Consider the following 24991-nt stretch of genomic DNA (forward strand, 5'->3'; position numbering starts at 1 on the left):
CGAAGGACTCTCTCATGACGGCACCTTTCAACGACGATGCCGTGCGCCACGAGCTGCGCCGCCGCCAGCTCTTCAGCCTGACCGGCGCACTGCTGTCCAGCGGCCTGCTGGGCAGCCTCTATGCGGGGGATGCGGCAGCGATCACGCAGGCCCTGCCCAACACCGAGCAGGGCGCCCAGCGCGGCGGCACGCTGGAGGCCACCGTGCATCCCGAGCCGCCCACGCTGGCCTTCTTCATCAATACCTCCACGCCCGGGCGCACCGTGGTCAGCAAGATCTTCGACGGCCTACTCGACTACGGGCCGGACCTCAAGCCCAGGCCGCAGCTGGCCGAGAGCGTGGACGTTTCGGCCGACGGCCTCACGGTGCGGCTCAAGCTGCGCAAGAACGTGCTGTGGCACGACGGTAAGCCCTTCACCGCGGCCGACGTGAAGTTCTCGGCCGAGGAGGTCTGGCGCAAGCACGCGCCGACGGCACGCCGTGTGTTCCAGCACCTGAGCAAGGTCGAGGCGCCGGACAGCCACACGGTCGTGCTCACGCTCGCCAAGCCGACGCCGGTGATCCTCAATGCGCTCGACGTGGTGGCCGCGCCGGTGCTGCCGAAGCACCTGTACGAGGGCACCGACATTCCCAGCAACCCCTATAACAACAAGCCGGTGGGCACCGGCCCCTTCGTCTTCAAGGAGTGGGCGCGCGGCAGCCACATCGCGCTGGAGCGCAACGACCGCTACTGGGCGCCGGGCCTGCCCTACCTGGACAAGCTCACCTTCAAGATCATTCCCGACGTGGCCGGCCGTGCCACCGCGCTGGAAACCGGCGCCATCCAGTACGGCGAGCGCAACCCGGTAACCTTCGCCGATGCCGACCGCCTGGCCAAGTCGCCGAACCTGGTCGTGAGCACCGAGGGCTACAACGGCTTCGCCGGCTGGCTCTGGCTGATCCCGAACCTGCGCGATCCGGTCATCGGCAACATCAAGGTGCGCCAGGCCATCCTGCACGCGATCAACCGCGACGCGCTGGTCAAGACCGTGTGGGGCGGCTACGCGTCGCCGGCGACCGGGCCGGTGTCCTCGCTGCTCAAGACCTTCTACACCCAGGACACGCAGCAGTACCCCTTCGACCGCAAGAAGGCCGAGGCCCTGCTCGACGAAGCCGGCTATCCGAAGAAGGCCGACGGCTTCCGCTTCAAGCTCGACCACGACTTCATTCCCTTCGGCGACGACTACCGCCGCACCGGCGAATTCGTGCGCCAGGCGCTGCGGGCCGTTGGCATCGACGTCAATCTGCGCGCGCAGGATCTCGCGAGCTGGACCAAGAACGTCTTTGCCGACTACAACTTCCAGCTCGTGAGTTCCTGGGGCATCAACTGGCAGGACCCGCAGATCGGCGTCGAGCAGCACTACTGGTCGAAGGCCGAGTCGAAGGGTACGCCGTGGCAGAACGCCTCGGGCTATGCGAGCGCCGAGGCCGACCGGCTGCTGGAAGCCGCGCAGGTCGAACGCGATGCGGCCAAGCGCGTGCAGCTTTACCAGTCATTCCAGAAGCTCGCACAGAAGGACCTGGCGCTCCTGAACCTGTTCGAGTTCCGCTGGTTCGGCGTCTGGGACAAGCGGCTGCGCAACGTCACCGACACCTTCGATCACAGCCAGAACAACTTCGCGCGCGTCTGGTTCGAGTCGAAGGCATAGCACGCGGATGACGAAGCGGATCCTGCGGCGGCTGCTGCAACTGCTGGGCGTCGTGCTCGGCACCGCGGTGCTGAACTTCGCCCTGCTCAAGGCGATGCCCGGCGACCTGGTGGACGTGATCGCGAGCGAGAGCGGCAGCGTCTCGGCCGAGTACGTGGCGCAGCTGCGCCAGATGTACGGCCTGGATCGCCATGCGTTCGATCAGTTGTTGAGCTACCTGGGCCGCATTGCGCAGGGCGACCTGGGCTTTTCATTCCGCTTCGGCGAGCCGGTGCTGGGCCTGGTGCTGCACCGGCTCGGGCCCACGCTGGCGCTGGTAGGGGTGGCGTTGATGGCGTCCGTGATCGCCGGCGTTCTGCTGGGCGTGGCCTCGGCGCGTCGCCCGCATGGCGTGACGGACACCGTGCTGTCCGCGCTGGCCACGCTGGGCTATTCGGCGCCCATGTTCTGGACCGCACTGATGCTCATCGTTCTGTTCGGCGTTCATCTCGAATGGCTGCCCATCGGCGGCTTGAGCGACGTGAGCGCCGGTCACCGCGGCCCGCGCCTGTGGCTCGACTATCTGCACCACCTGGTGCTGCCGGCACTCACGCTGTCGATCTACTACGTGGCCGTGTATGCGCGGCTTGCACGCGCCTCGATGATCGAGACGCTGGCCGAGGACTACATCCGTACCGCCCGCGCCAAGGGCGCGCCGGAAGGCCGCGTGATCTTCGGCCATGCGCTGCGCAACGCCGTGCTGCCCGTGCTCACCATGCTGGGCCTGCAAAGCAGCGCGCTGCTGGGCGGCTCGATCGTGGTGGAAACGGTGTTCGGCTGGCCCGGGCTGGGCCAGCTGTCCTACGAGGCCATCAAGAGTCGCGATATCCCGGTGCTCTTGGCCGTGCTGCTGTTCAGCGGCATCCTGGTGGTGCTGGCCAACCTGCTGGTGGACGTGATGCAGGCCCGGCTGGACCCGCGCGTGCGCTTGCATGCGTCGGCGGGAAGCGCCGCATGAAGCGTTGGTACCTGCAGCCCTCGATCCTGATCGGCGGCTCGATCCTGCTCGTGGTGTTCGCTGCCGCGCTGCTGGCGGGCACGCTGTATCCCGGCGATCCGCTCGACATGGTGGGCGCGCCCTTCGTCTGGCCCGGCACCGATGCGCAGACGCCGTTGGGCACCGACCTGATGGGCCGCGACCTGGCGGCAGGCTTGCTGCACGGGGCGCGCGTCTCGCTGCTGGTGGGCGTCTCGTCGGCCGTCATTGCGCTGGCGATCGGCATTGCGGTGGGAGCGGCCGCGGGCTTCTATCGCGGGCGCGTCGATGCGGTGTTGACGCGCATCACCGAGTTCTTCCAGACCATCCCGGCCTTTCTGCTAGCCATCATCCTCGTGGCAGTGCTCAAGCCCACGCTGGGCACCATCGTGTTCGCGTTGGGCGTGACCTCTTGGACCTCCATCGCACGGCTGGTGCGCGCCGAATTCCTGTCGCTGCGCGAGCGCGAGTTCGTGCGCGCCAGCGTTGCGCTCGGTGCGAGCGATGCGCACCTGATCTTCCGCGAGATCCTGCCCAACGCCTGGACGCCGGTCATCGTCTCCACCGCGCTGCTGGTGGCCAACGCCATCCTGTCGGAGGCGGCCCTGTCTTTCCTGAGCCTGGGCGATCCCAACGCGGTGAGCTGGGGTTCGATGATCGGCCTCGGGCGCGACGCATTGCGCACCGCCTGGTACATGACCGCGATCCCGGGCCTGGCCATCGTGCTCACGGTGCTGGGCCTGAACCTGCTGAGCGACGCGCTGCATGCCGCGCTCAACCCGCGCCTGCGCCGCGCGCGCCAGGCAACGCCGCTGGTCTAGTGGCCTTTTTTCTTCCCCGATACGGCACCTCCATGTCCCATTCGCTTTTTCCAGACTCATCCGCCGCGCGCTTGCCACGCACCCTCGACCCCGCGCGCGTGCAGCGCATCGAAAGCGATGCCGAAGCGCTGGCTGCCGCGCACTGCCTCGCGGCCGAGTTCGCGCCAGGCGCTTCGCAGCGCGACAGCGAGCGCCGCCTGCCCTGGGACGAGCTCGATCGCTGGTCCGAAAGCGGCCTGGGCGGCATCACCGTGCCGCGCGCGTACGGAGGCGCCGGCGTGTCCTACGCCACGCTGGCCGAAGTGTTCGTGATCCTCTGCGCGGCCGATCCCGCGCTGGGGCAGATTCCTCAGAACCACTTCGGCGTGCTGGGCGTGCTGCGCGAGGTCGGCAGCGAGGAACAGAAGCGCCGCTTCTACGGCGAGGTGCTGAGCGGCCGCCGGCTGGGCAACGCCGGGCCGGAGCGTGGCTCCAAAACCATCCTGCACGGTGCCACCCGGCTCACGCGCACGCCCGAAGGTCTGCGCCTCACCGGCCGGCGCTTCTATTCGACCGGCGCACTGTTTGCGCACCGCATTCCAGCGCGCGCGCAGGACGACGAGGGCCGCGCCGTGCAAGTGTGGGTGCCGCGCGATGCGCCCGGCGTCGCCGTGATCGACGACTGGTCGTCCTTCGGCCAGCGCATCACGGCAAGCGGCAGCGTGGTGTTCGACGCGGTGCCCATCGACGAAGATGACATCCTGCCGATCTGGCAACTGGCCGATCGGCCCGGCCTGTTCGGCCCCGGCTCCCAGATCATCCAGGCCGCGATCGACCAGGGCATCGCCCAGGCCGCCGTCGCCGACGCGCTCGCCTTCGTGCGCGAGCGTGCGCGGCCCTGGGTCGACTCGGGACTCGAACACGCCGCCGACGATCCTTACATCATCCAGGACGTCGGCCGCCTGCAGATCGACCTGCACGCCGCGCACGCGGTGCTGTTGGAAACCGGGCGCGCGTTCGACGAGATGGCCACACAGCCGCTGACCGCCGAATCCAGCGCCCGCGCCTCGGTGGCCGTGGCCGAGGCCAAGGTGCTGACCACGCAGATCGCGCTGGAGGCGAGCGAGAAGCTGTTCGAGCTGGCCGGCTCGTCTGCCACGCGTGCGCAGCACAACCTCGGCCGGCACTGGCGCAATGCGCGCACCCACACGCTGCACGACCCGGTGCGCTGGAAGGCGCACCTGATCGGCAACTACCACCTCAACGGCATCCTGCCCCCGCGGCATTCCTGGAACTGAAGCATGGCCCTGATCCTTTCTCCTGCGCCGTTGGAGGCCGCGACCCCAACCCGCACACCCGAGCTGATCCACGACGACGCCCACGCCATCGCCGTCGCGCGCCGCCTGGCGGCCGACTTCGCCCGCGGGGCCGCCCTGCGCGACCGCGAGCGCCGCCTGCCCTGGGACGAGCTCGAGGCCTTCACGGCCAGCGGCCTGTGGGGCATCACCGTGCCGCGCGAACACGGCGGCGCGGGTGTGTCGAACGAAACGCTGGCCGAGGTGGTGGCGACTATCTCGGCGGCCGACGGATCGCTCGGCCAGATCCCGCAGAACCACTACTACGCGCTCGAGGTGCTGCGCGTGGGCGGCAGCGCGGCGCAGCGGCGCTTCTTCTACGGCCGCGTGCTGGCCGGCGAGCGCTTCGGCAACGCGCTCGCTGAGATCGGGCACAAGGACTTCCAGCGCCGCACGCGGCTCACGCGCGACGGCGAGGCCTGGCGCGTCGACGGCCGCAAGTTCTATTGCACCGGCGCGCTCTACGCGCATTGGATTCCCACGCTGGTGATGGCCGCGGAGGGCGGCCGGCACGTGAGCTACCTGGCCTTCGTGCCGCGCGATGCCGAAGGTGTCGCCATCACGGACGACTGGGACGGTTTCGGCCAGCGCGTCACCGGCAGCGGGTCGGTCTCGTTCGACGGCGTGCGCGTCGAAGCGCAATGGGTGGTTCCTTTTCTCGCCTCCTTCGAGCGGCCCACGACCATCGGGCCGTTCGCGCAGCTGCTCCACGCAGCGATCGATCTGGGCATCGGCCGCGGCGCCTTCGAGGCCACCCTGCCTTTCGTGCGCGAGCGTTCGCGGCCGTGGATCGACGCCAAGGTCGAGCGTGCCAGCGAGGACCCGCTCGCCATCCAGCAGGTCGGCGAAGTGGCGGTGCACCTGCGCGCGGCCGAGGCGCTGGTGCGGCGCGCCGGGCGCATCGTCGACGCGGCACAGCGCGCGCCCGACGAGCGCAGCGTGGCCGAGGCCTCCATCGCGGTGGCCGAGGCACGCGTGCGCACCACCACCGCTTCGCTCGACGCCAGCACGCGCCTCTTCGAGCTCGCGGGCACGGCCGCCACGCTCGACGACCTGGGCCTGGATCGCTTCTGGCGCAACGCGCGCACGCACACGCTGCACGATCCGGTGCGCTGGAAATACCACGCCGTCGGCAACTACTACCTCAACGACCGCCTGCCGCCGCGGCACGGGGCGCTGTGACTCGCCGGCATTTCATCTTCAAGGAGTCCTGATGACCATTTCCAACCTGGCGCGATCGGCATCCGCTTCGCGCCGCCGCATCCTGCAGATCGGTTCGGCCGGCGCGCTCGCCGCCGCGGGCCTGCCGTTGCACGCCGCACTCAAGGAGCAGCCCGGCACGACGAAGCTGCTGAAGGTCGGCGTCACCACCGGCCCGCACGAGCAGACCTTCGAGGTCGTGAAGAAGGTGGCAGAGCGCGACTACGGCCTCAAGATCCAGATCGTGCCCTTCACCGACTACAGCCGGCCCAATGCCGCGCTCGATGCCGGCGACCTGGACGCCAACAGCTTCCAGCACCGGCCCTTTCTCGCGGCACAGGTGCGCTCGCGCGGCTACAAGATCGTCGGTTTCGGCCGCACCTGGATCGGGCCGATTGCGATTTACTCCCGGAAGTACAAGAGTTTCAAGGACCTGCCCGAAGGCGCGAGCATTGCGATCCCCAACGATCCGTCCAACGAGAGCCGGGTGCTGTTGCTGCTGCAGAAGGCCGGCGCCATCAAGCTCAAGAGCGGCATCGACCCGATCGCGGGCATCAACGCCACGCCGCGCGACATCACAGAGAACCCGCGGAAGTTCCGCTTCGTCGAGATCGAGGCCGCGCAGCTGCCGCGCACGCTCGACGACACCGACGCCTCGGCTGTCAACGCCGACTATGCCAACAAGGCCGGCCTCAACCCCGTGCGCGACGGCATCCTGGTCGAGGACAAGGACGGCCCCTATGCCTGCCTGATTGCGGTGCGCGAACAGGACAAGGACCAGCCCTGGGTGCAGCAGCTGGTCAAGGCCTACCAGACCGAGGAGGTGCGCGATTTCATCGTCAAGACTTTCGCGGGCGGCGTGGTGCCGGCCTTCTGATCGCAGCCCATGACCCGGAAGAAAGAGATCCTGCTCAACGCGTTCAACATGAACTGCGTGGGCCACATCAACCACGGCCTGTGGACCCATCCGCGCGACCGCTCCACAGAGTACAACACGCTCGAGCACTGGACCGGCATCGCGCGCACGCTGGAGCGCGGCCTGTTCGACGGCCTGTTCATCGCCGACATCGTGGGCGTCTACGACATCTACCAGCACAACGTCGACGTGACGCTGCGCGAATCGATCCAGCTTCCGGTGAACGATCCGCTGCTGCTGGTGTCGGCGATGGCCGCAGTCACGCAGCATCTCGGCTTCGGCGTGACGGTCAACCTCAGTTACGAGCAGCCCTACCTGCTGGCGCGGCGCTTCTCGACACTGGACCATCTCACGCGCGGGCGCATCGGCTGGAACATCGTCACCGGCTACCTCGACAGCGCCGCGCGCGCGATGGGCCTTTCGCAGCAGATCGCGCACGACGAGCGCTACGACCGTGCCGACGAGTACCTGGAGCTGCTCTACAAGCTGTGGGAAGGCAGCTGGGAGGAGGGCGCGGTGCGGCGCGACAAGGCCGCGCGCGTCTACGCGGACCCGGCGAAGGTGCACAAGGTGCATCACCAGGGCCGCTATTACCAGGTGGACGGCTACCACCTGGCCGAACCGTCGCCGCAGCGCACGCCGGTGCTGTTCCAGGCCGGCAGCTCGGGCCGCGGCCAGCGCTTCGCCGGGCGGCATGCCGAGTGCGTCTTCATCTCGCCGCCGAACAAGGCGTCCGCGCGCAAGAGCGTGGATTCGCTGCGCGAACAACTGGTGCGTTCCGGCCGGCGGGCGGACGACGTGAAGGTGTTCGTCGGCACCGCGGTGGTGACGGGCCGCACCGAGAAGGAAGCACGCGAGAAGTACGAAGACTACAAGCGCTACGCCAGCCGCGAAGCAGGCCTCGCACATTTCGCGGCCAGCACCGGCGTGGACTACGCGCGCTACGACCTCGACGAGCCGATCGCCTACGGCCAGACAAACGCGATCGAGTCGGCGGCGCGCACCGCCGAGCAGCACGGCTGGACCCGCCGACAGTTGCTGGAACTCTTCGAGCTCGGCGGGCGCTACCCGGCGATCGTGGGCGATGCCGCGCACGTGGCCGACGAACTGCAATCGTGGATCGACGAAACCGGGGTGGACGGCTTCAACCTGAGCCGCACGGTCGTGCCGGAGAGCTACGAGGACTTCGTCGACCTGATCGTGCCGGAGCTTCAGCAACGCGGCGTCTACAAGACCTCGTACGCGGAGGGCAGTCTGCGCAGGAAGCTCTTCGGCGCGTCCGACCACCTGCCCGAGCGCCACGCCGGCGCGCAGTTCAGGCGCTAGCCGCGCGCTGCGGATCTCTCGTCGGAGAAAAGCTTCTTCGCCTCAGTTGAGGCGCTCGCCGCCTGCTGCATCGAACAGGTGCGCCTCGGCCGCCACCGGCCACAGCGCCAACCGGTCGCCGGGCCGTGCACCGACGCGGTCGCGAAACGCGGCCATGACCGATTGGCCGCCCAGGCGCAGTGCGACTTGCGTTTCGGCGCCCGTGGGCTCGACCACGATCACGTCGGCCGAAAGCCCTCGGCTCGGATCGATCGTGAAATGTTCCGGGCGCGCGCCGTAGAGCACGCGGTCGCCGTGCGATCCGCGCGATGCGGAAGCCAGCGGCAGGCGCAGGCCGTCGTCGGTCAGCACGTAGGGTGTGCCGTCGAGCTGCAGGCGCCCGCGGATGAAGTTCATCGCGGGCGAGCCGATGAAGCCCGCCACGAAGGCGTTGCGCGGCCGGTCGTAGAGCTCGAGCGGCGCGCCGACCTGTTCGACGCGTCCGTCCTTCAGCACGACGATGCGGTCGGCCATGGTCATCGCCTCGACCTGGTCGTGCGTGACGTAGACCGTGGTGGTGCCCAGGCGCTGGTGCAGGGCCTTGATCTCGGTGCGCATCTGCACGCGCAGCTTGGCGTCGAGGTTCGACAAGGGTTCGTCGAACAGGAAGGCCTGCGGCTGGCGCACGATGGCGCGTCCCATCGCGACGCGCTGGCGCTGGCCGCCCGAGAGCTGACGCGGGCGGCGGCGCAGCAGCTGGTTCAGGCCCAGCGTCTCGGCCGCCTGCTCGACGCGGCGCGCGATGTCGGGGGCGCGCAGTCCCTGGATCTTCAGGCCGAAGCCGAGGTTCTCTTCGACCGTCATGTGCGGATAGAGCGCGTAGTTCTGGAACACCATCGCGACATCGCGCTCGCGTGGCGCCACGTCGTTGATGCGCCGATCGCCGAGCAGGATCTCCCCCGCGTCGACGGTTTCCAGGCCGGCAATCATGCGCAGCAGCGTCGATTTGCCGCAGCCCGACGGACCGACCAGCGCGACGAACTCGCCGTCGCCGATGTCGATGTCGATGCCGCGGATGACGGGCGTGCTGCCGAAATCCTTGGCGAGGTCGCGGATGGTGATGGAAGCCATGGAGGTCCTGGATGAAGAGAAGCGGTCAGTCCTTGATGCTGCCGGCCGTGAGGCCGCGCACCAGGTACTTGCGAACGAGCACCGTGAACACCACGACCGGAAACATCACGAGGGTTCCGCTGGCGGCGATCTTGGTCCACTCCCAGCCTTCGTACTGCAGGAAGTTGACGATCGCCACCGGCGCGGTGATGGCGTTGGTGCGGGTCAGGATGAGCGCGTAGAAGAAGTCGTTCCACGAGAAGATGAAGCACAGCACCGCGGTGGCCGCGAGGCCCGGCGCGGTGAGCGGGAGCGACACGCGCCAGAAGGCCTGCCAGATGCCGCAGCCGTCCATCCAGGCCGCTTCTTCGAGCGACGCGGGCACCGCCTCGAAGAAGGTCTGCATGAGCCAGATGACGATGGCCAGGTTGAAGGTCAGGTAGACGATGGCCAGGCCGATCACCGTGTCCTGCAGGCCGAGGTACTGGTAGGCCAGGAAGAACGGAATCGTGAACGCGATGGGCGGCGCCATGCGCGTCACCAGGATCCACAGCGCGATGCGGTCGCGGCCCTTGAACTGCCAGCGCGTGAGCGCATAGGCCGCGGGCACGCCGATCAGCAGCGAGAAGCCGGCGGACAGCGTGCTCACGAGCAGGCTGTTGCCGAAGGACTTGAGGAAGTTGCCTTGTAGCAGGCTGATGAATCCGTCGAAGGTCGGCGTGAACAGCAGGCTGTCCTCGAAGATGTCGGCCGCCGGGCGGAAGGCCAGCTGCACGAGCCACAGGAAGGGCGAGAGCACGACCAGCAGCAGCACGGCTACGGTGAGCGTTCGGCCGTGGCGCGAGAGCCAGGAGCGGCGCGGGCTCGCGGCGCGCACGACGTCTGGAACGACGCCCTCGTCGTGCGCGACTTCGAGGGACTCCATGCCCCATGCGGGGCTAGCGCTTGTCATGGTCGCTCCATCCCAGTCTGCCGACCAGCCAGCTCAACACGAACACACCCGCCAGCATCACGGTCGCGATCGCGCTCGCGTAACCCCAGTAGGAGAAATTGAAGGCCTGGATGAAGCCGTAGTAGTTGGTGACCTCGGTCACGCTGCCCGGCCCGCCGTTGGTCAGCACGTAGATCAGCGGAAAGGCCTTGAAGCTGTCGATGAGCCGGAACAGCGCGCACACGACGAGCACGGGCCGGATGTAGGGGAACACGATGTAGCGGAACAGCTGCCAGCGGCTCGCGCCTTCCAGCGTCGCGGCCTCGAGCGGATCGTCGGGGATCATCTGCAGCGTCGCGAGCACCATCAGCATCGTGAAGGGGAACCACTGCCAGGTGTCGGCCAGCGAGATCGCCCACAGGGCGGTGTCGGGGTCGGCGATCAGCGAGCGCACCGGCAAGCCGATCGCTTCGAGCGTGCGGTGGATCGGACTCACGTCGGGCGTGTACATGATCTTCCAGATCAACGCGACCACAATCGGCGGCAGCACCATCGGGATCAGGAACACCGTGCGCGCGCCTTCGAGCACGCGCGACTTGCCGTTCAGCAACAGCGCGAGGCCGAGGCCGACACCGAGCTGCAGCGCGACGCTGGAAGCCGAGAGCTTCAGCTGCACCGCGATCGACGCGAGGAAGCGGTCGTCGTGCAGCAGCTGCCGGTAGTTCACCAGCGGATCGTCGAAGCGGAAGGTGCCGGACGGGTCCGTGAGTTGCAGCGGCGTGAAGCTCGCCACCAGCAGCGCGGCCGCCGGCACCAGCGTGATCAGCAGCAGGACGACGAGCGAGGGCGTGAGGCCAAGCAGAAAGGCGCGACGCCGCTCGTTCTGCCAGCCCGTTCGCTGCCAGCCGTCGGCAGTCATCGCATGCGCCACGCCTGCGCCCTCAGAGCTTCGCGCCCGCGCGCTTGAGCTCCGCGATCGAGTTGGCCTGCGCCTGCTGGAAGGCCTGCTTCGCCGACAACTGCCCGCTCGCGATCAGCTCGATCGCCTTGTTCAGCTGCTGGTCGATCTGCGGGTAGACCGACACCGTGCGGTACTTCATGTGCCCGCTCTTGGCGGCGAGTTCGATCGAGTCGAGCGAGAGCTTGGCCAGGTCGCTGCCGTTGATCACCTGCTTGCTGCGGAAGGTCGCGGAGTCGATGTCCGAGCGCCGCGCCGGCGAGCCGTAGCCGGCCGCGACCGCCTTGCCGGTGGTCTGCTTGCTCAGCGCCCACTGGATGAAGGCCCAGGCGGCTTCCTTTTGCTTCGAGCCGACCGGAATGCCGAGCCCGTGCACGGCGGTGCCCGGGAAGCGGCCGGCCGGGCCCTTCGGCACCAGGCCGAACTTGACGGTCTTGATCGTCTTGCTGGTCGCGGGGTCGCCGAGCTGGGCCAGGTGGAGCTGGCCCGCATCGGTGAAGTTGACGCGGCCGAGCTTGAGCGCCTGTGTCACCTGATCGGGCTGGTAGGTGATCGCGCCGTCGGGGCCGAACTCCTTCAGCAGGTTGGCGTAGTACTCGCCCGCGGCAATGGCTTCGGGCGTGTCGAGCGTCGGGAACAGGTCGTCGGGCGCCTTGCGGAACACGTCGCCGCCGAAGGCGTGCAGGTAGGGCACGAAGGTCCATCCGTAGTGGTTGTCGGCGACGAAGCCGGCCACGCGCTCCTTCTTGTTGACCGCGCGCAGCACCTTGACGAGGTCGTCGGTGGTGTCGGGGAAGGCGAGCCCGGCCTTCTCGACCAGGTCGAAGCGCGAGGACGCGGTCAGCAGTGCCTCCGCGGTCCAGGGAATGCCGTAGAGCTTGCCGTCGCGGCCGGTCTCCGGCGCGCGGGCGCCGGGCAGGAAATCGTTGACGTTCCAATCGGCCGGTGTGAGGTTGGGGTTCTTGATGTAGTCGTCGAGCGGCGTGAGCCAGCCCGAATTGATCCAGCGGCTCGAATAGATGAAGGTGACGTTGACCACGTCGTAGGCGGAGCCCTTGGTCGAGAGCTCGAGGTCGGCGCGCTGGTTGTAGACCGGAAAGGAGGGCGCGTCGAAGTTCACCTTGGCGCCGGTGAGCGCCTCGAACTCGGGCAGCCACTGCTGCAGCAGCTTCGGATAGGCGGCGCTGAAGGTCGAGACGTTGAGCGTCACGCCGGCGAACTTCTTGGCGCCGGCTTGCGCTGCCGCAAGGCCGGGGAGCAAGGCGGTCGCGCCGAGTGCGGCACCGGCCTGGAGCAGGCCGCGGCGTCGACGGTCGTGGGCGGAGAGTTCGTGTGTCATGGGAGGAATGAGGTTCAGGCGGTGGCGGAAATGACTTCGTCGATGCGCGCGTCGTTGGTCGCCTCGGGCCGGCTGCGGGTGCGGCTGCGCTGGCCGTCCAGCGCCACCGCAGGTTCGCCGCGCACGGTGACGCGGCGCACCAGGCGCGATTGCTTGCCGTAGTCGTTGATCGCGAAATGCTGCGTGGCGCGGTTGTCCCAGATCGCGACATCGTCCTGCTGCCAGCTCCAGCGCACGGTGTTCTCCAGCCGCGTCACGCGGTTCTGCAGCAGCTCGAAAATGCGCGCCGACTCGGTGCTCGACAGGCCGACCAGCTTCTTGACGAAATGGCCCAGCAGCAGCGCCCGCTCGCCCGAAATCGGATGAACGTGCACCACCGGATGCTCGGCCTCGTAGACGGCCGAGACGAAGACGTTGCGATGGTGGCGCAGGCGTTCTTCCTCGACCTGCACGCGGTCGGCGCCGTAGTCGTAGTCGTTGCTGTGCACGGCCCACAGGTTGTCGGCCAGTTGTTTGAGATGGGTCGGCAGGCGCTCGTAGGCCACCGCCGTATTGGCCCAGACGGTGTCGCCGCCGTAGGCTGGAATGGTCACGCCGCGCAGGATCGAGATCTTCGGGAACGCATCGACGAAGGTCACGTCCGTATGCCACGAATCGGCCCGGCCGCCGCCCTTGGACGCATCGAGCTCGAACAGCTTCGTGCCCTGCGGCGAGGGGACCGTCGGATGCGCCACCGTGCGGCCGAAGCGCGCACCGAAGGCCTGGTGCTCGCGGTCGTCCAGGTGCCTCTGGCCGCGGAAGAACAGCACCTTGTGCTTGACCAGGGCCGCGTCGAGTTGCTCGATCACCTCGGCTGGCAGATCGCCGCCGAGCCGGATGTTCTGCACCTCGCCGCCAATGTGGCCGGCCACGCGCCGGATGCGCAGCTCGCCGATGCTGGTGTCGATGGAGGAAGGGGTGTCGTCGCTCATCGGGGGATCTCCTTGGGATGTGAATGTCGTGAATCGCAGGCGTCGAACCGCCGTCGGGGCGGTCGACTCAATGCTGGGCCGACGGCGCGCCGCCGGCGCCCGGCGCATGCGCGAGCAGCTGGGCCAGCGCCGCCTCGCTCAGGGGTTCGCTCTCCTCCTCGGCCGCGCCGCTGCCGAGGGCTTCCTCGACCACGGGACGCGTGAGGGTCGGCGCGAAGGCTTCGATGAAGGCGTAGACGAAGGCGCGCAGATAGACGCCGCGCCGTACCGCGAGCTTCGTCAGGTTGATGCCGAAGAGATGACCCGCATCGACCGCGCGCAAGCGCGTGTCGCGCTCGGCCTCGAACGCCACGCCGGCGACGATGCCCACGCCCATGCCGAGTTCGACATAGGTCTTGATCACGTCGGCGTCCATCGCGGTGATGGCGAAGTCGGGCTTGAGGCCGGCCTCGACGAACGCCTGGTCGATGCGCGTGCGGCCGGTGAAGGCGCTGTCGTAGGTGACGAGCGGGTAGGCGGCCAGGCGCTCGATCGTCAGCGGGCCGTCGAGCAGCGGGTGGCCGGGCAGCGTGATCAGCGAGTGGGTCCAGCGGAAGCAGGGCAGCGCGACGAGCTGAGGGTAGTCGCCGAGCGCCTCCGTCGCGATGCCGACATCGGCCTCGCCGTCGAGCAGCATCTGCGCGATCTGCTTGGGCGAGCCCTGACGCAGATGCAGCTGCACGTTGGGGAAGCGGCCGCGAAACTCCTGCACCGCCATCGGCAACGCGTAGCGTGCCTGCGAGTGCGTCGCGGCAATGGAGAGCAGACCCTGCTCTCGCGTGAGGAACTCCTGTCCGGCCTGCCGCAGGTTCTGGCTCTCGAGCAAAACGCGTTCGATGATCGGCAGCAGGTGATCGCCCGGCGCCGTCAGACCGGTGAGCCGTTTGCCGGCGCGCGCGAACAGCGCGATGCCGAGTTCGTCTTCCAGTTCACGGATCTGGCGGCTGACGCCCGGCTGCGAGGTATGCAGCGCATGGGCTGCCTCGGTGAGATTGAAGCCGCATCGCACGGCTTCGCGCACGGAGCGCAACTGTTGGAAATTCATGGAGCCCAGACGAAATAGAGCGGTGCCGACCAGCACTCGGCGGCCGATTCTGGGGGCGTGTCTTCAGATCGCGAACTACCGATTCGTTGCTTTCAAATAAGGGAATGATCTGAGTCTCGCGCGGCTCGCATATTCGTTTTTCAGATATCGATGCGACCGAATCGTGGGTTCACCGCGTCGGGAAGAACCGGTTGACCGGGCGCGGCAGGCCGAGGTTCTCGCGCAGCGTCGTGCCTTCGTACTCGCGCCGGAAGATGCCGCGCCGCTGCAGCTCCGGCACGACCTTGTCGACGAAGGCGTCGAGCCCGCCGGGCAGCCACGGGAACATGATGTTGAAGCCGTCCGAGCCTTCCTCGTCGAGCCACTGCTGCATCTGGTCGGCGATGGTCTGCGCGGTGCCGACGAAGGCCAGTCCGCCGTAGCCGCCCAGGCGCTGCGCGAGCTGGCGCACCGTGAAGCCTTCGCGCTCGGCCAGGGCGATGACGCGCTGCTGGCCGCTCTTGCTCGCGTTCGTTTCCGGCACCGCGGGCAGCGGCGCATCGGGGTCGAATTTCGAGGCATCGACGCCGAGCGCGATGGAGAGCGAGGCGATGGCGCTTTCGTAGTGCACGAGGCTGTCGAGCCTGGCGCGGATCGCGCGCGCCTCCTCCACCGTATCGCCCACCACCACGAAGGCGGCCGGCAGGATCTTGAGGTGATCGCGCTCGCGGCCCAGCGCGGCGAGGCGGCCCTTCACGTCGGCATAGAAGCTGCGGCCTTCGGCCAGCGTGCCGTGCGCGGCGAAGATCACTTCGGCCGTTTCGGCCGCGAGCTGCCGCCCCGGCTCCGACGCGCCGGCCTGCACGATCACCGGCCAGCCCTGCACCGGCCGCGCGATGTGCAGCGGGCCGCGCACCGCCAGATAGGTCCCCTTGTGGTCGAGCGTGTGCAGCTTCGCCGGATCGAAGTAGAGGCCGCTCGCGGCGTCGCGCACGAAGGCATCGTCGGCCCAGCTGTCCCACAGGCCGGTCACCACGTCGTAGAACTCCCGTGCCCGGGCGTAGCGCTCGTCGTGCGGCATGTGGTCGTCGCGCCCGAAGTTCAGCGCGGCGTCCGGATTGGAGGTGGTGACGACGTTCCAGCCCGCGCGCCCCTGGCTCAGGTGGTCGAGCGACGCGAAGCGACGCGCGATGTGGAAGGGCTCGTCGAAGGTCGTCGATGCCGTGGCCACGAGGCCGATGTGCGACGTCGCCTGGCTCAGCGCCGAAAGCAGCGTGAACGGCTCGAACGAGGTCACGGTGTGGCTGCGCTTGAGCGCCTCGATCGGCATGTTGAGCACGGCCAGGTGATCGGCCATGAAGAAGGCGTCGAAGCGCGCGCGCTCCAGCGTCTGCGCGAAGCGCTTGAGGTGCGCGAAGTTGAAGTTGGCGTCGGCGAAGGCGCCGGGGTAGCGCCAGGCACCCGTGTGGATGCTGACGGGGCGCATGAAGGCGCCCAGCTTGAGTTGGCGGGTCGTCGGCATGGACCACCTTGTACGCGAGCGCCGATCACCTTGCCAAAGACCGATTGTTTCGATGCTTATGACCCGGCCGTCCGAGCGGTGCGCGACGCTGCGGACCCAACGGAAACCGCATCTGCAAACTCGCATTCATTCGTAGGGAAGCGCATGCCGTATCCGCAGAATCCGCCCAGGTCGTCGCTGCGAGTTTCGCGGCCCTTTCCCTTCACACCACTTCGTCGATAGGCTCTTCATGGCATTCCGCAATCCCGAACTCCTGGCGCCGCGCACGCTCTCCGTGCTGCGCATCATCTCCGCCTTCCTGCTGATCCAGCACGGGTCGGCCAAGCTGCTGCGCTTTCCTCACGTGGCCTATTTCGACAACCTTCAGCTCCTGTCCTTGCTCGGCGTTGCCGGTGTGCTGGAGCTGGTCGGGGGTGCGCTGCTGTTGGTCGGCCTCTTCACACGCCCGACGGCATTCGTTCTCTCGGGCCTGCTGGCCTTCGCCTATTTTCTCGGCCACGCGACCAAGGGTTATGTGCTCGCGCCTTCCCTGAACCAGGGCGAGGCGGCGGTGCTCTTCTCGTTCGTGTTCCTCTACATCGCCGCTGCCGGCGCCGGTCCGTGGAGCGTCGATGCGCGCCGCGCGAAGGCCGCCACGGCGACACCGCGGCCCGCTGCGGCTGCCTGAAGCACCACCGAAGTCCGCACGCTCCATGACCCTCACCGATCTTCCCCGCCGGCGACTGCTCAAGACCGCCGCAGCCGCTGCCATCGCCGCGGCTGCGGCCGCGGCCGCGGCCGCGGCCGGCATCGCATGACCCTGGCGCTCGCGCCCCCCCGCACGGCCGGACCCACGCCTGCGGAGAACGCCCGCCGCGTGCTCGCACGGACGGCGTCCGTCTGGCGCATCGCGCCGGCCTCGCCGCGCGAGGTGGCGCGCCGCGCACCGCACGGCTACGTACCGGTCCGCGTCCTGCGGCGCAATCGCGCTGCGGCCGTGGCCTCCCTCGCGCATTCCTGGTGACACCTCTTCGGACACAACGACCATGTCGAACAACTGGAAATTCGAAACCCTGTCGGTGCATGCCGGCTACTCGCCCGAGCAGACGACCCGCGCCGTCGCGCCGCCGATCTACCAGACCGTGGCCTACGCCTTCGACAGCGCGCAGCACGGCGCCGACCTGTTCGACCTCAAGGTGCCCGGCAACATCTACAGCCGCATCAACAACCCGACGCAGGACGTGCTCGAGCAGCGCGTGGCGGCGCTCGAAGGCGGCATCGCCGCGCTCGCCGTGGCCTCGGGGCAGGCGGCGGTCACCTACGCGATCCAGACCATCGCCGAGGCCGGCGACAACATCGTCTCGAGCACCGCGCTCTACGGCGGCACCTACAATCTGTTCGCGCACACGCTGCCGCAGTTCGGGATCACGACGCGCTTTGCCGATCACCGCGATCCGCTGAGCTTCGAGAAGCTGATCGACGACCTGACCAAGGCCGTGTTCGTCGAGTCGCTCGGCAACCCGGCCGGCAACGTCACCGACATCGCAGCCATCGCCGAGATCGCGCACCGCCACGGCGTGCCGCTGATCGTCGACAACACCGTGCCTTCGCCGTACCTGAGCCGCCCGATCGAGCACGGCGCCGACATCGTCGTGCACTCGCTCACCAAGTACCTCGGCGGCCACGGCACCAGTATCGGCGGCGCGATCGTCGACTCGGGCAAGTTCCCCTGGGCCGAGCACAAGCAGCGCTTCCGGCGCCTGAACGAACCCGACGTGAGCTACCACGGCGTGGTCTATACCGAGGCGCTGGGCCCGGCGGCCTACATCGGCCGTGCGCGCGTGGTGCCGCTGCGCAACACGGGCGCGGCGATCTCGCCCTTCAACGCCTTCCTGATCCTGCAGGGCATCGAGACGCTGGCGCTGCGCGTCGATCGCATCAGCGACAACGCTCTGGCTGTCGCCCGGCACCTGCAGACGAGCAAGGCGGTGAGGTGGGTCAACTACGCCGGCCTCGAAGAGCACCCGGACCACGCGCTGGCGAAGAAGTACCTGGGCGGCAAGGCCAGCGGCGTGCTGACCTTCGGCCTCGACAGCAAGGGAGGCGACGCGCGCGCCGCAGGTGCGCGCTTCCTCGATGCGCTGAAGCTCTTCACGCGGCTCGTGAACATCGGCGACGTGCGCTCGCTCGCCACGCATCCCGCGTCGACCACGCACCGGCAGCTGTCGCCCGAGGAACTGGCGCGGGCCGGCGTTTCGGAAGACACGGTGCGCCTGTCGGTCGGGATCGAGCACATCGACGATCTACGCGCCGATCTGGACCAGGCGCTGGGCGCGGTCTGAGCACGCGCGCTGCCGCCACTCAGGCGGCCAGCAGTTCGCTGGCGCGCGGCACGCCGCATTCGCGGGCGCGCCGCGCCTCGTAGCTCCTCAGGTTCGCGTACGCCACCGGCAGCAGCACGGTGTCGGCGGTCGACCAGCGCCCGCGGCGCAGCAGGTCGCCGAGGATGTGGTCGGCCTCGGTCGGCGCGCCGCGCGCGATGTCCTTGGCCATCGACGCGGTGATCGGCGAGCCTGCCGCGGTGAGCGTCGCGCGGCCGCGCTGGATCGCCGCGGGACTCGGCGCGAAGCCGTTGTGCGCGGCGATGCGCGCGCATTCGGCGAAGAGGTCGAGCGCGAGCTGCTGCGCGCCGGCCTCCACGATGTCGCCGACGCTCGCGCGCATGAGCGTGGTGATGCCGGCGAGCGCGGCGATGAGCGCCCATTTCTCCCACATCGCCTGCAGGATGGATTCGCTCGGGCGGCCGTCGAAATTGGCGCGTGCGAAGGCTTGCGCGATGGCGTCGACGCGCGCCGAGCGCCCGCCGTCGAGCTCGCCGAAGACCAGCGTGTGGTCCTGCCCCAGGTGCCGCACGGTGCCATCGGCGGCCAGCGTCGCGGAGATCATGCCGAGGCCGCCGAGCACGCGCCGGCGGCCGAAGCGCTCGCTCAGGCGGTCGATGTGGCGCAGGCCGTTCAGGAGCGGCAGCACGACGGTGTCGGGGCCGACGGCCGGCGCGAACGCGGCGAGGGTCTCGTCCAGGTCATAGGCCTTGCAGCCGACGATCACGACATCGAAGGGCGCCTTGATTCGGTGAGCGAGCACGCTCGCGGGCGAGGGCAGGTGCAGGTCACCCACGGGGCTGCGGATCGACAGCCCGGTGGCGGCGAGCTGCACGGCCCGCGCGGGCCGCAGCAGGAAGGTCACGTCCTCGCCGGCCGCGAGCAAGCGGCCGCCGAAGTAGCCGCCCAGGGCGCCGGCGCCCACCACGAGAAATCTCATGCCCAGTCCCTTCGGTTCGGTTTGCCGTGTCGATGCTGCCGCAGACGCGGTGGCGAGGGAAGGAACGAAAACGTGCATCGATATGCGCGAGGGTGAGTCGAATCGTGCCGGCCGCACCGGCGTGGCGATATTCGGAATGCGAGCAAGCGTGTGCCTTTTTCTTCGTTTCCAAGCCGCGCGCACGCCTCAAGAATCGTGGGCTTCCCGTCTCGCTGGAGCGCACGCACATGCTGCATCGTCAAACTTTCCTTCGCCTCGCCGCTGCTGCCCTGCTGCTGGCGCCTGCACTTTCCATCGCCGCGCCGGCCGCGGGCGAGCCCGTCTGGTTCGGCGTGAGCGGCCCGCTCACCGGCCAGAATGCCCAGTACGGCGCGCAGTGGAAGGCCGGCTTCGACCTCGCGCTCGACGACGTCAACGCCAACGGCGGCATCGGGGGCCGGCCGCTCGCCTACGTCTTCGAGGACAGCCAGAGCGACCCGCGCCAGGCTGTCGGCCTGGCGCAGAAGTTCGTCAACGACAAGCGCATCAAGATCGAGCTCGGCGACTTCTCAAGCCCGGCATCGATGGCGGCGTCTCCGATCTACCAGCGCGCCGGTCTGGTGCAACTCGGCTTCACGAATTCGCACCCTGACTTCACCAAGGGCGGCGACTTCATCTGGAGCCCGTCGATCAGTCAGGCCGATGCGCAGCCGCTCCTGGCCGACCTCGCGGTCAAGACGCTCGGCTTCAAGCGCGTTGCCGTGCTCTACCTCAACACCGACTGGGGCCGTACCAGCCGCGACGTGTTCGTGAGGGCGGCCGAGGCGCGCGGCGCGCAGGTCGCGATCACCGAGGGCTACCAGCCGGACGAGAAGGATTTCCGCTCGACCCTGGTGCGCGTGCGCGACGCGAATCCCGACGGCGTGGTGCTGATTTCCTACTATCCCGACGGTGCGCTGATCGCGAGCCAGGTGCGCAACGTCGGCCTCAGGCAGCCGATTGCCGCGAGCGGCTCGGTCTACTCGCCGAAGTTCATCGAGCTCGGGGGCGCCGCGGTGAACGGCATCTACACCAACACGTCCTTCTTTCCCGACGAGCCACGGGCGGAAGTGCAGGACTTCGTCAAGCGCTTCCGCGCCAAGTACGGCAAGGAGCCGGACGCCTTCAACGCCTATGCCTACGACGCGGTCGTCTATGCCGCTGCCGCGCTGCGCCACGCGGGACCCAACGGCGACCGCAAGGCCGTGCGCGATGCGTTCTACAAGATCAAGGACATCCCGAGCGTGGTCTTCGGCAAGGCCAACTTCGATGCCGACGCGCGGCGCATGATCGGCGTGAAGAGCGTCGACCTGGTGGTGAAGGACGGCAAGTGGGCGCTCGGCGACGGGAAGCCTGCCGTGGTCTCGGCGCGCTGAGCGCACGGCCCTCGGCTGCGGCATGAACTTCTCGTTCACCTCCTTCTTCGACTACACGGTCAACGGCCTGATCATCGGCAACATCTATGCGTTGCTGGCGGTCGGGCTGGCGCTGATCTTCGGCGTCTCGCACCTCATCAATTTTGCGCACGGCTCGGTCTACACGGTCGGGGCCTACATCGGCTGGGCCTCCATCACCTGGCTGCGCACGCCGCTGCCGATCACCATCCTGCTCGTGGTGCTCGGCGCCGGGGCGCTGGGCATGCTGATCGAGCGCGTGGGCCTGCGTCCGCTGCAGGGCGCGGCACGCATCGCGCCGCTCCTGGCGACCATCGGCATCAGCTTCGTGCTCGACATCCTGGTGCAGCTCGTCTTCAGTCCCGACCCGCGCGCACTGCCGACGCAGCTGCCCGACTGGCGGCTCGCGATCGGCAGCGGCACCATCGGCGCGCTCGACCTGCTGATCGCCGGCATCGGTCTCGCGACCGCGGCGGTGCTCTTCGGCTTCCTGCGCTTCACCAAGCTCGGGTGGGCGGTGCGCGCCACGGCGCAGGACCGCGACGCCGCGCAGCAGATGGGCGTCGACGTGAACCGCGTGAACCAGGCGGTGTTCGCGATCGCGTCGGCCCTCGGCGGTCTCTCGGGCCTGTTGGTGGGCATGTACTACAACAACATCAGCCCGGCGATGAGCTTCCAGGCCACGCTCAAGGGCGTGGTCGCGACCGTGGTGGGCGGCGTCGGCAACGTGCCGGGGGCGATCGTCGGCAGCCTGCTGCTCGGCCTGATCGAGAGCTACGGCGTCGCGCTGCTGGGCACGCCCTACCGCAATCTCTTCGCCTTCGCGCTGCTGCTGGTCATCCTGGTGTGGAGGCCCAACGGCCTCTTCGGCCGCAAGCGCGCGCTGCCGCCCGAGCCGCTCACCGGCACCTTCATCGCGCCGAGCAAGCCGTGGCAGGTGCCGCGCCGCGTGCTGCTCGCGCTCTTCGTGGCCGCGGCGGCGCTGCCGCTTTTCGACCCCTCGCCCTACGTGCTGCAGACGCTCACCAACTCCTGGCTCTATGCCGCGCTGGCGCTGAGCCTCACGCTGGTGGCCGGCACCATCGGGCAGATCTCGCTCGGCCACGCCGGGCTGCTCGCGATCGGTGCCTACGCATCGTCGCTGCTCGTGCTCGACCTGCACCTGCCTGTGGATACCGGCATCGTGCTCGCGGGCCTGCTGACCTCGGTGATCGGCACCGCGCTGATCTTCCCGGCGTTCCGGCTGCGCGGGCACTACGTGTCGATTGCGACGCTGGGCATCGGCGAGATCGTGGGGCTCACCATCCTCAACTGGGAGAGCCTCACGCGCGGTCCGATCGGCGTGTCCGGCATTCCGCCGCTGTCGCTCTTCGGGCGCGACGCGTCGTCGAACAATGTCTTCTACTGGGCCTCGTTCGGCGCGATGGTGCTGCTGGCCCTGCTGCAGTGGCGCCTGTTGCGCTCGCACCTGGGGCGCACCTTCCGCGCGGTGCGCGAGGACGAAGTCGCCGCGCGGGCGTACGGCGTGAGCCCCGACCGCTACAAGGCCCTGGCCTTCGGCTTCGGCGGCTTCGCGGCCGGCGTGAGCGGCTCCTTCACCGCGCACCTCTATTCGTACATCAACCACGAGACCTTCACCTCGCAGATCTCCATCCTCGCGCTGACGATGGTGATCCTCGGCGGGCTCGGGAACGTCAGCGGTGCGCTGCTCGGCGCGGTCGCGCTGGTGAGCCTGCCCGAGCTGTTCCGCGTGACGGCGGAGTACCGGATGCTGATCTACGGCGTCGCGCTGTTGTTGCTGATCCGCTTCCGCCCGCAAGGTTTGCTGGGCACCGTTTGAACGACTCCACAAGGACACACACCATGAGCCACCTCAACGACTACCTCGCCGAGAAGCGTGCCGCCGTGCTCGGGCGCAACGCCGCCATCGACGCCGGCACGGCGCAGCCGCTGCAGCTGAAGGCGCACGTGCGCGCCGAGGGCCGCAGCGGCGTGCGGCGGCTGCGCATCCGCGACCACCAGGTGATCAGCGACAGCCCACCGGACTTCGCGGGCTACAACCTGGGCCCCAGCTCGCCCGAGCTGCAGCTCGGCGTGCTGGGCACCTGCGTCACGCACATCTTCCTGATCCAGGCGGCCGAGCGGCAGGTGCCGCTGGACAGCCTCGAAGTCGAGGTGACCGGGCTCATCGATCCGCGCGGCGGCCGGCCCGGCCACGAGGCGACGCCGATCTGGCCGCACGAGATCGGCTACACGGTGCACATCGACTCGCCGGCCTCGCAGGAGGACATCGACGCGCTCTTCGAGGCGGTCGAGCGCAACTGCCCGATCCTCAACCTGCTGCGCAATCCGCAGACCATCCGCGCCGAGGTGAAGCGGGTCGGCAAGAAGGCCGCGCCCGCGAAGGAAGCCGATGCCGTCGCTGCTTGAAGTCGGCGGCCTCACGCGGCGCTTCGGCGGACTCACCGCGGTGGATGCGGTCGACCTGCGCGTGGAGGAGGGCGAGCTGGTCAGCGTGATCGGCCCCAACGGCGCGGGCAAGACCACGCTCTTCAACCTCGTCACCGGGCTCGACCAGCCGGACGCGGGCCGGGTGCTTTTCGAGGGCGAGGACGTCACGGGCTGGCCCGCGCCGAAGCTCGCGCAGCGCGGCCTCGCGCGCACCTTCCAGCACGGCCGCGTGTTTGCCAACCTCACGGTGCTCGACAACGTGCTGGTCGGCGCGCACACACGGCTGCGCGCGGTCAAGCCGCGCATGGGCGGCGTGCCGGGCCTGCCGGCGCTGGCCGAGCTCGCGCTCGCGCTGTTGCAGCCGCCTTCGGTGCGGCGTGAAGAGGAGCGCCTGCGCGCCGAGGCGCTCGCGATCATCGCGCTCTTCGGCGAGCGCCTGCAGCCGCGCATCGACCACCCGGCCCACAGCCTCTCGTACGCGAACCGGCGCCGCGTCGAGATCGCCCGCGCGCTGGCGCTGAAGCCGCGGCTCCTGCTGCTCGACGAGCCGACCGCAGGCATGAACGAAAGCGAGACCGCCGAGATGCTGCAGATCATCCGCACGCTCAAGGTGCGGGGCCAGAGCATCCTATTGATCGAGCACAAGCTCGACCTCGTGATGCAGCTTTCCGACCGCGTGGTGGTGCTCGACGACGGTCGCAAGATCGCCGAAGGCCTGCCGGACGCGGTGCGCAACGACCCGGCCGTGATCGAGGCCTACCTGGGCCATCGCCAGGTGGGCGAGCGGGCCGCGGTGGCGGCATGATCGCCACGGTCGCACGAACGGGGCTTCCGCCCGCGCCGCTCTGGCATGAGGGCGGGGACGATGCGCAGCCCGAACGTTCCGTCGCGCCTGTTCAGCGGGCGGGCGAGCAACCCTTGCTCGAGCTCCGGAAGATCAACAGCTTCTACGGCCCGGTCCAGGCGCACTTCGATCTGGACCTCGAGGTGCGCCGCGGCCAGATCGTGAGCCTGCTCGGCGGCAACGCGAGCGGCAAGTCGACCACGATGAAGGTGGTGCTGAGCCTGCTCAAGCCGCGCTCGGGCGAAGTGCGCTTCGACGGCGAATCCCTGCTCGGCCTCGGCACGCCGCAGGTGATCCGGCGCGGGATCGGCTCGGTGCCCGAGGCGCGGCGGCTCTTTCCCGCGATGACGGTGCGCGAGAACTTGCTGATGGGCGCGTACGCGCGCAATGACCGCAAGGCGGTCGCCGAAGACCTCGCACGCATGCTTGATCTGTTCCCGCGCGTGGCCGAACGCATCGAGTTCCAGGCCGGCACGCTTTCGGGCGGCGAGCAGCAGATGGTGGCGATGGCGCGCGCGCTGATGGGCCGGCCGAAGCTGCTGTGCATGGACGAGCCAACCATGGGCCTGTCGCCGCTCTACGTCGACCGCGTGCTGGAACTCATCGCGCAGATCAACCGGCAGGGCGTCTCGGTCTTCATGGTCGAGCAGAACGCCAGCCTCGCGCTGCAGATCGCGCACCACGGCTACGTGCTGCAGACCGGCCGCATCGTGCTGAGCGGCCCGGCCGAACGGCTCTTGGCCGATGCGCGCATCCGCGATGCCTACCTCGGCGGCGGCGATGCCGCGCGCACCACATCCTGAAAAAAAGA

At 68.8% G+C, this 24991-nt stretch carries 23 protein-coding genes; 15 read left to right on the top strand and 8 right to left on the bottom strand.

The genetic code is table 11. From position 1 onward, the window contains the following. Nucleotides 1-14: 14 nt before the first annotated feature. From ACSQ9A_RS30145 to ACSQ9A_RS30175, 7 genes are read left to right on the top strand one after another with little or no spacing between them, the layout of a single operon-like run. Nucleotides 15-1688 (top strand): ABC transporter substrate-binding protein, encoded by a 1674-nt coding sequence (locus ACSQ9A_RS30145; protein ID WP_436306583.1) that lies wholly within the window; start codon nt 15-17, stop codon nt 1686-1688. A 7-nt stretch (nt 1689-1695) separates the two neighbouring features. Further along, entirely contained in the window at nt 1696-2685 is a 990-nt protein-coding gene (locus ACSQ9A_RS30150) for an ABC transporter permease (protein WP_436306584.1), read from the top strand. After that, nucleotides 2682-3524, top strand: coding sequence for an ABC transporter permease (locus ACSQ9A_RS30155; protein ID WP_436306585.1), 843 nt, complete (start codon nt 2682-2684; stop codon nt 3522-3524). The genes ACSQ9A_RS30150 and ACSQ9A_RS30155 overlap by 4 nt, the downstream gene beginning before the upstream one ends. 32 nt (nt 3525-3556) lie before the next feature. Then, on the top strand, nt 3557-4801 hold the full coding sequence (locus ACSQ9A_RS30160; RefSeq protein ID WP_436306586.1) for an SfnB family sulfur acquisition oxidoreductase: 1245 nt from the start codon (nt 3557-3559) through the stop codon (nt 4799-4801). A gap of 3 nt (nt 4802-4804) precedes the next feature. Further along, nucleotides 4805-6040 (top strand): SfnB family sulfur acquisition oxidoreductase, encoded by a 1236-nt coding sequence (locus ACSQ9A_RS30165; protein WP_436306587.1) that lies wholly within the window; start codon nt 4805-4807, stop codon nt 6038-6040. Between the two features lie 31 nt (nt 6041-6071). Beyond that, the gene (locus ACSQ9A_RS30170) at nt 6072-6935 is read left to right on the top strand and encodes a MetQ/NlpA family ABC transporter substrate-binding protein (RefSeq protein WP_436306588.1); all 864 of its coding nucleotides are present in this window, start codon (nt 6072-6074) and stop codon (nt 6933-6935) included. Between the two features lie 9 nt (nt 6936-6944). Continuing rightward, nucleotides 6945-8300: an LLM class flavin-dependent oxidoreductase gene (locus tag ACSQ9A_RS30175; RefSeq protein WP_436306589.1), complete on the top strand. Its 1356-nt coding sequence runs from the start codon at nt 6945-6947 to the stop codon at nt 8298-8300. Between the two features lie 42 nt (nt 8301-8342). Here the strand turns inward: ACSQ9A_RS30175 and ACSQ9A_RS30180 are convergent, their stop codons facing one another. From ACSQ9A_RS30180 to ACSQ9A_RS30210, 7 genes are all read right to left on the bottom strand, one after another. Next, complete coding sequence (locus ACSQ9A_RS30180; RefSeq protein WP_436306590.1) at nt 8343-9410, bottom strand: ABC transporter ATP-binding protein; 1068 nt, start codon at nt 9408-9410, stop codon at nt 8343-8345. A gap of 25 nt (nt 9411-9435) precedes the next feature. Next, nucleotides 9436-10341, bottom strand: a complete 906-nt coding sequence (locus tag ACSQ9A_RS30185; protein WP_436306591.1) for a carbohydrate ABC transporter permease — start codon at nt 10339-10341, stop codon at nt 9436-9438. Continuing rightward, nucleotides 10328-11239, bottom strand: coding sequence for a carbohydrate ABC transporter permease (locus ACSQ9A_RS30190; protein WP_436306592.1), 912 nt, complete (start codon nt 11237-11239; stop codon nt 10328-10330). The genes ACSQ9A_RS30185 and ACSQ9A_RS30190 overlap by 14 nt, the downstream gene beginning before the upstream one ends. 22 nt (nt 11240-11261) lie before the next feature. Then, nucleotides 11262-12617, bottom strand: coding sequence for an ABC transporter substrate-binding protein (locus ACSQ9A_RS30195; protein WP_436306593.1), 1356 nt, complete (start codon nt 12615-12617; stop codon nt 11262-11264). Nucleotides 12618-12631: 14 nt separating this feature from the next. Then, the gene (locus ACSQ9A_RS30200; RefSeq protein ID WP_436306594.1) at nt 12632-13588 is read right to left on the bottom strand and encodes a TauD/TfdA dioxygenase family protein; all 957 of its coding nucleotides are present in this window, start codon (nt 13586-13588) and stop codon (nt 12632-12634) included. Between the two features lie 67 nt (nt 13589-13655). Beyond that, nucleotides 13656-14672, bottom strand: coding sequence for a CysB family HTH-type transcriptional regulator (locus tag ACSQ9A_RS30205; protein WP_436306595.1), 1017 nt, complete (start codon nt 14670-14672; stop codon nt 13656-13658). A 169-nt stretch (nt 14673-14841) separates the two neighbouring features. After that, nucleotides 14842-16173: an LLM class flavin-dependent oxidoreductase gene (locus ACSQ9A_RS30210; protein ID WP_436306596.1), complete on the bottom strand. Its 1332-nt coding sequence runs from the start codon at nt 16171-16173 to the stop codon at nt 14842-14844. A 229-nt stretch (nt 16174-16402) separates the two neighbouring features. Between ACSQ9A_RS30210 and ACSQ9A_RS30215 the strand changes: the two genes are divergently transcribed. The 3 genes from ACSQ9A_RS30215 (at nt 16403) to ACSQ9A_RS30225 (ending at nt 18494) form a co-directional block, all read left to right on the top strand. Then, entirely contained in the window at nt 16403-16840 is a 438-nt protein-coding gene (locus tag ACSQ9A_RS30215; RefSeq protein ID WP_436306597.1) for a DoxX family protein, read from the top strand. Between the two features lie 189 nt (nt 16841-17029). Next, on the top strand, nt 17030-17176 hold the full coding sequence (locus tag ACSQ9A_RS30220) for a hypothetical protein (RefSeq protein WP_436306598.1): 147 nt from the start codon (nt 17030-17032) through the stop codon (nt 17174-17176). 22 nt (nt 17177-17198) lie between these two features. After that, nucleotides 17199-18494: an O-acetylhomoserine aminocarboxypropyltransferase/cysteine synthase family protein gene (locus ACSQ9A_RS30225; protein ID WP_436306599.1), complete on the top strand. Its 1296-nt coding sequence runs from the start codon at nt 17199-17201 to the stop codon at nt 18492-18494. 19 nt (nt 18495-18513) lie between these two features. Here the strand turns inward: ACSQ9A_RS30225 and panE are convergent, their stop codons facing one another. Continuing rightward, entirely contained in the window at nt 18514-19473 is a 960-nt protein-coding gene (gene panE, locus ACSQ9A_RS30230; RefSeq protein ID WP_436306600.1) for a 2-dehydropantoate 2-reductase, read from the bottom strand. Between the two features lie 227 nt (nt 19474-19700). Between panE and ACSQ9A_RS30235 the strand changes: the two genes are divergently transcribed. Genes ACSQ9A_RS30235 through ACSQ9A_RS30255 form a run of 5 tightly spaced genes read left to right on the top strand, consistent with a single transcriptional unit; the run spans nt 19701 to nt 24983 of the window. After that, a complete protein-coding gene (locus ACSQ9A_RS30235; protein WP_436306601.1) occupies nt 19701-20867 on the top strand; it encodes an ABC transporter substrate-binding protein in 1167 nt (388 codons plus the stop codon). A gap of 22 nt (nt 20868-20889) precedes the next feature. Next, nucleotides 20890-22725 (top strand): ABC transporter permease, encoded by a 1836-nt coding sequence (locus ACSQ9A_RS30240; RefSeq protein ID WP_436306602.1) that lies wholly within the window; start codon nt 20890-20892, stop codon nt 22723-22725. A gap of 23 nt (nt 22726-22748) precedes the next feature. Further along, entirely contained in the window at nt 22749-23315 is a 567-nt protein-coding gene (locus tag ACSQ9A_RS30245; protein WP_436306603.1) for an OsmC family protein, read from the top strand. After that, complete coding sequence (locus ACSQ9A_RS30250; protein ID WP_436306604.1) at nt 23299-24141, top strand: ABC transporter ATP-binding protein; 843 nt, start codon at nt 23299-23301, stop codon at nt 24139-24141. The genes ACSQ9A_RS30245 and ACSQ9A_RS30250 overlap by 17 nt, the downstream gene beginning before the upstream one ends. Then, a complete protein-coding gene (locus tag ACSQ9A_RS30255) occupies nt 24138-24983 on the top strand; it encodes an ABC transporter ATP-binding protein (RefSeq protein WP_436306605.1) in 846 nt (281 codons plus the stop codon). Before ACSQ9A_RS30250 ends, ACSQ9A_RS30255 begins: the two co-directional genes overlap by 4 nt. Nucleotides 24984-24991 lie beyond the last annotated feature (8 nt).

The sequence above is a fragment of the Variovorax sp. LjRoot290 genome, assembly GCF_964253985.1.
In the GTDB taxonomy this organism is placed as follows: Bacteria; Pseudomonadota; Gammaproteobacteria; order Burkholderiales; family Burkholderiaceae_C; genus Variovorax.

Coding starts and splice junctions, on each gene's coding strand:
- ACSQ9A_RS30145 (WP_436306583.1), top strand. CDS start 15: ATGACGGCACCTTTCAACGACGATGCCGTGCGCCACGAGCTGCGCCGC.
- ACSQ9A_RS30150 (WP_436306584.1), top strand. CDS start 1,696: ATGACGAAGCGGATCCTGCGGCGGCTGCTGCAACTGCTGGGCGTCGTG.
- ACSQ9A_RS30155 (WP_436306585.1), top strand. CDS start 2,682: ATGAAGCGTTGGTACCTGCAGCCCTCGATCCTGATCGGCGGCTCGATC.
- ACSQ9A_RS30160 (WP_436306586.1), top strand. CDS start 3,557: ATGTCCCATTCGCTTTTTCCAGACTCATCCGCCGCGCGCTTGCCACGC.
- ACSQ9A_RS30165 (WP_436306587.1), top strand. CDS start 4,805: ATGGCCCTGATCCTTTCTCCTGCGCCGTTGGAGGCCGCGACCCCAACC.
- ACSQ9A_RS30170 (WP_436306588.1), top strand. CDS start 6,072: ATGACCATTTCCAACCTGGCGCGATCGGCATCCGCTTCGCGCCGCCGC.
- ACSQ9A_RS30175 (WP_436306589.1), top strand. CDS start 6,945: ATGACCCGGAAGAAAGAGATCCTGCTCAACGCGTTCAACATGAACTGC.
- ACSQ9A_RS30180 (WP_436306590.1), bottom strand. CDS start 9,410: ATGGCTTCCATCACCATCCGCGACCTCGCCAAGGATTTCGGCAGCACG.
- ACSQ9A_RS30185 (WP_436306591.1), bottom strand. CDS start 10,341: ATGACAAGCGCTAGCCCCGCATGGGGCATGGAGTCCCTCGAAGTCGCG.
- ACSQ9A_RS30190 (WP_436306592.1), bottom strand. CDS start 11,239: ATGACTGCCGACGGCTGGCAGCGAACGGGCTGGCAGAACGAGCGGCGT.
- ACSQ9A_RS30195 (WP_436306593.1), bottom strand. CDS start 12,617: ATGACACACGAACTCTCCGCCCACGACCGTCGACGCCGCGGCCTGCTC.
- ACSQ9A_RS30200 (WP_436306594.1), bottom strand. CDS start 13,588: ATGAGCGACGACACCCCTTCCTCCATCGACACCAGCATCGGCGAGCTG.
- ACSQ9A_RS30205 (WP_436306595.1), bottom strand. CDS start 14,672: ATGAATTTCCAACAGTTGCGCTCCGTGCGCGAAGCCGTGCGATGCGGC.
- ACSQ9A_RS30210 (WP_436306596.1), bottom strand. CDS start 16,173: ATGCCGACGACCCGCCAACTCAAGCTGGGCGCCTTCATGCGCCCCGTC.
- ACSQ9A_RS30215 (WP_436306597.1), top strand. CDS start 16,403: ATGGCATTCCGCAATCCCGAACTCCTGGCGCCGCGCACGCTCTCCGTG.
- ACSQ9A_RS30225 (WP_436306599.1), top strand. CDS start 17,199: ATGTCGAACAACTGGAAATTCGAAACCCTGTCGGTGCATGCCGGCTAC.
- panE (WP_436306600.1), bottom strand. CDS start 19,473: ATGAGATTTCTCGTGGTGGGCGCCGGCGCCCTGGGCGGCTACTTCGGC.
- ACSQ9A_RS30235 (WP_436306601.1), top strand. CDS start 19,701: ATGCTGCATCGTCAAACTTTCCTTCGCCTCGCCGCTGCTGCCCTGCTG.
- ACSQ9A_RS30240 (WP_436306602.1), top strand. CDS start 20,890: ATGAACTTCTCGTTCACCTCCTTCTTCGACTACACGGTCAACGGCCTG.
- ACSQ9A_RS30245 (WP_436306603.1), top strand. CDS start 22,749: ATGAGCCACCTCAACGACTACCTCGCCGAGAAGCGTGCCGCCGTGCTC.
- ACSQ9A_RS30250 (WP_436306604.1), top strand. CDS start 23,299: ATGCCGTCGCTGCTTGAAGTCGGCGGCCTCACGCGGCGCTTCGGCGGA.
- ACSQ9A_RS30255 (WP_436306605.1), top strand. CDS start 24,138: ATGATCGCCACGGTCGCACGAACGGGGCTTCCGCCCGCGCCGCTCTGG.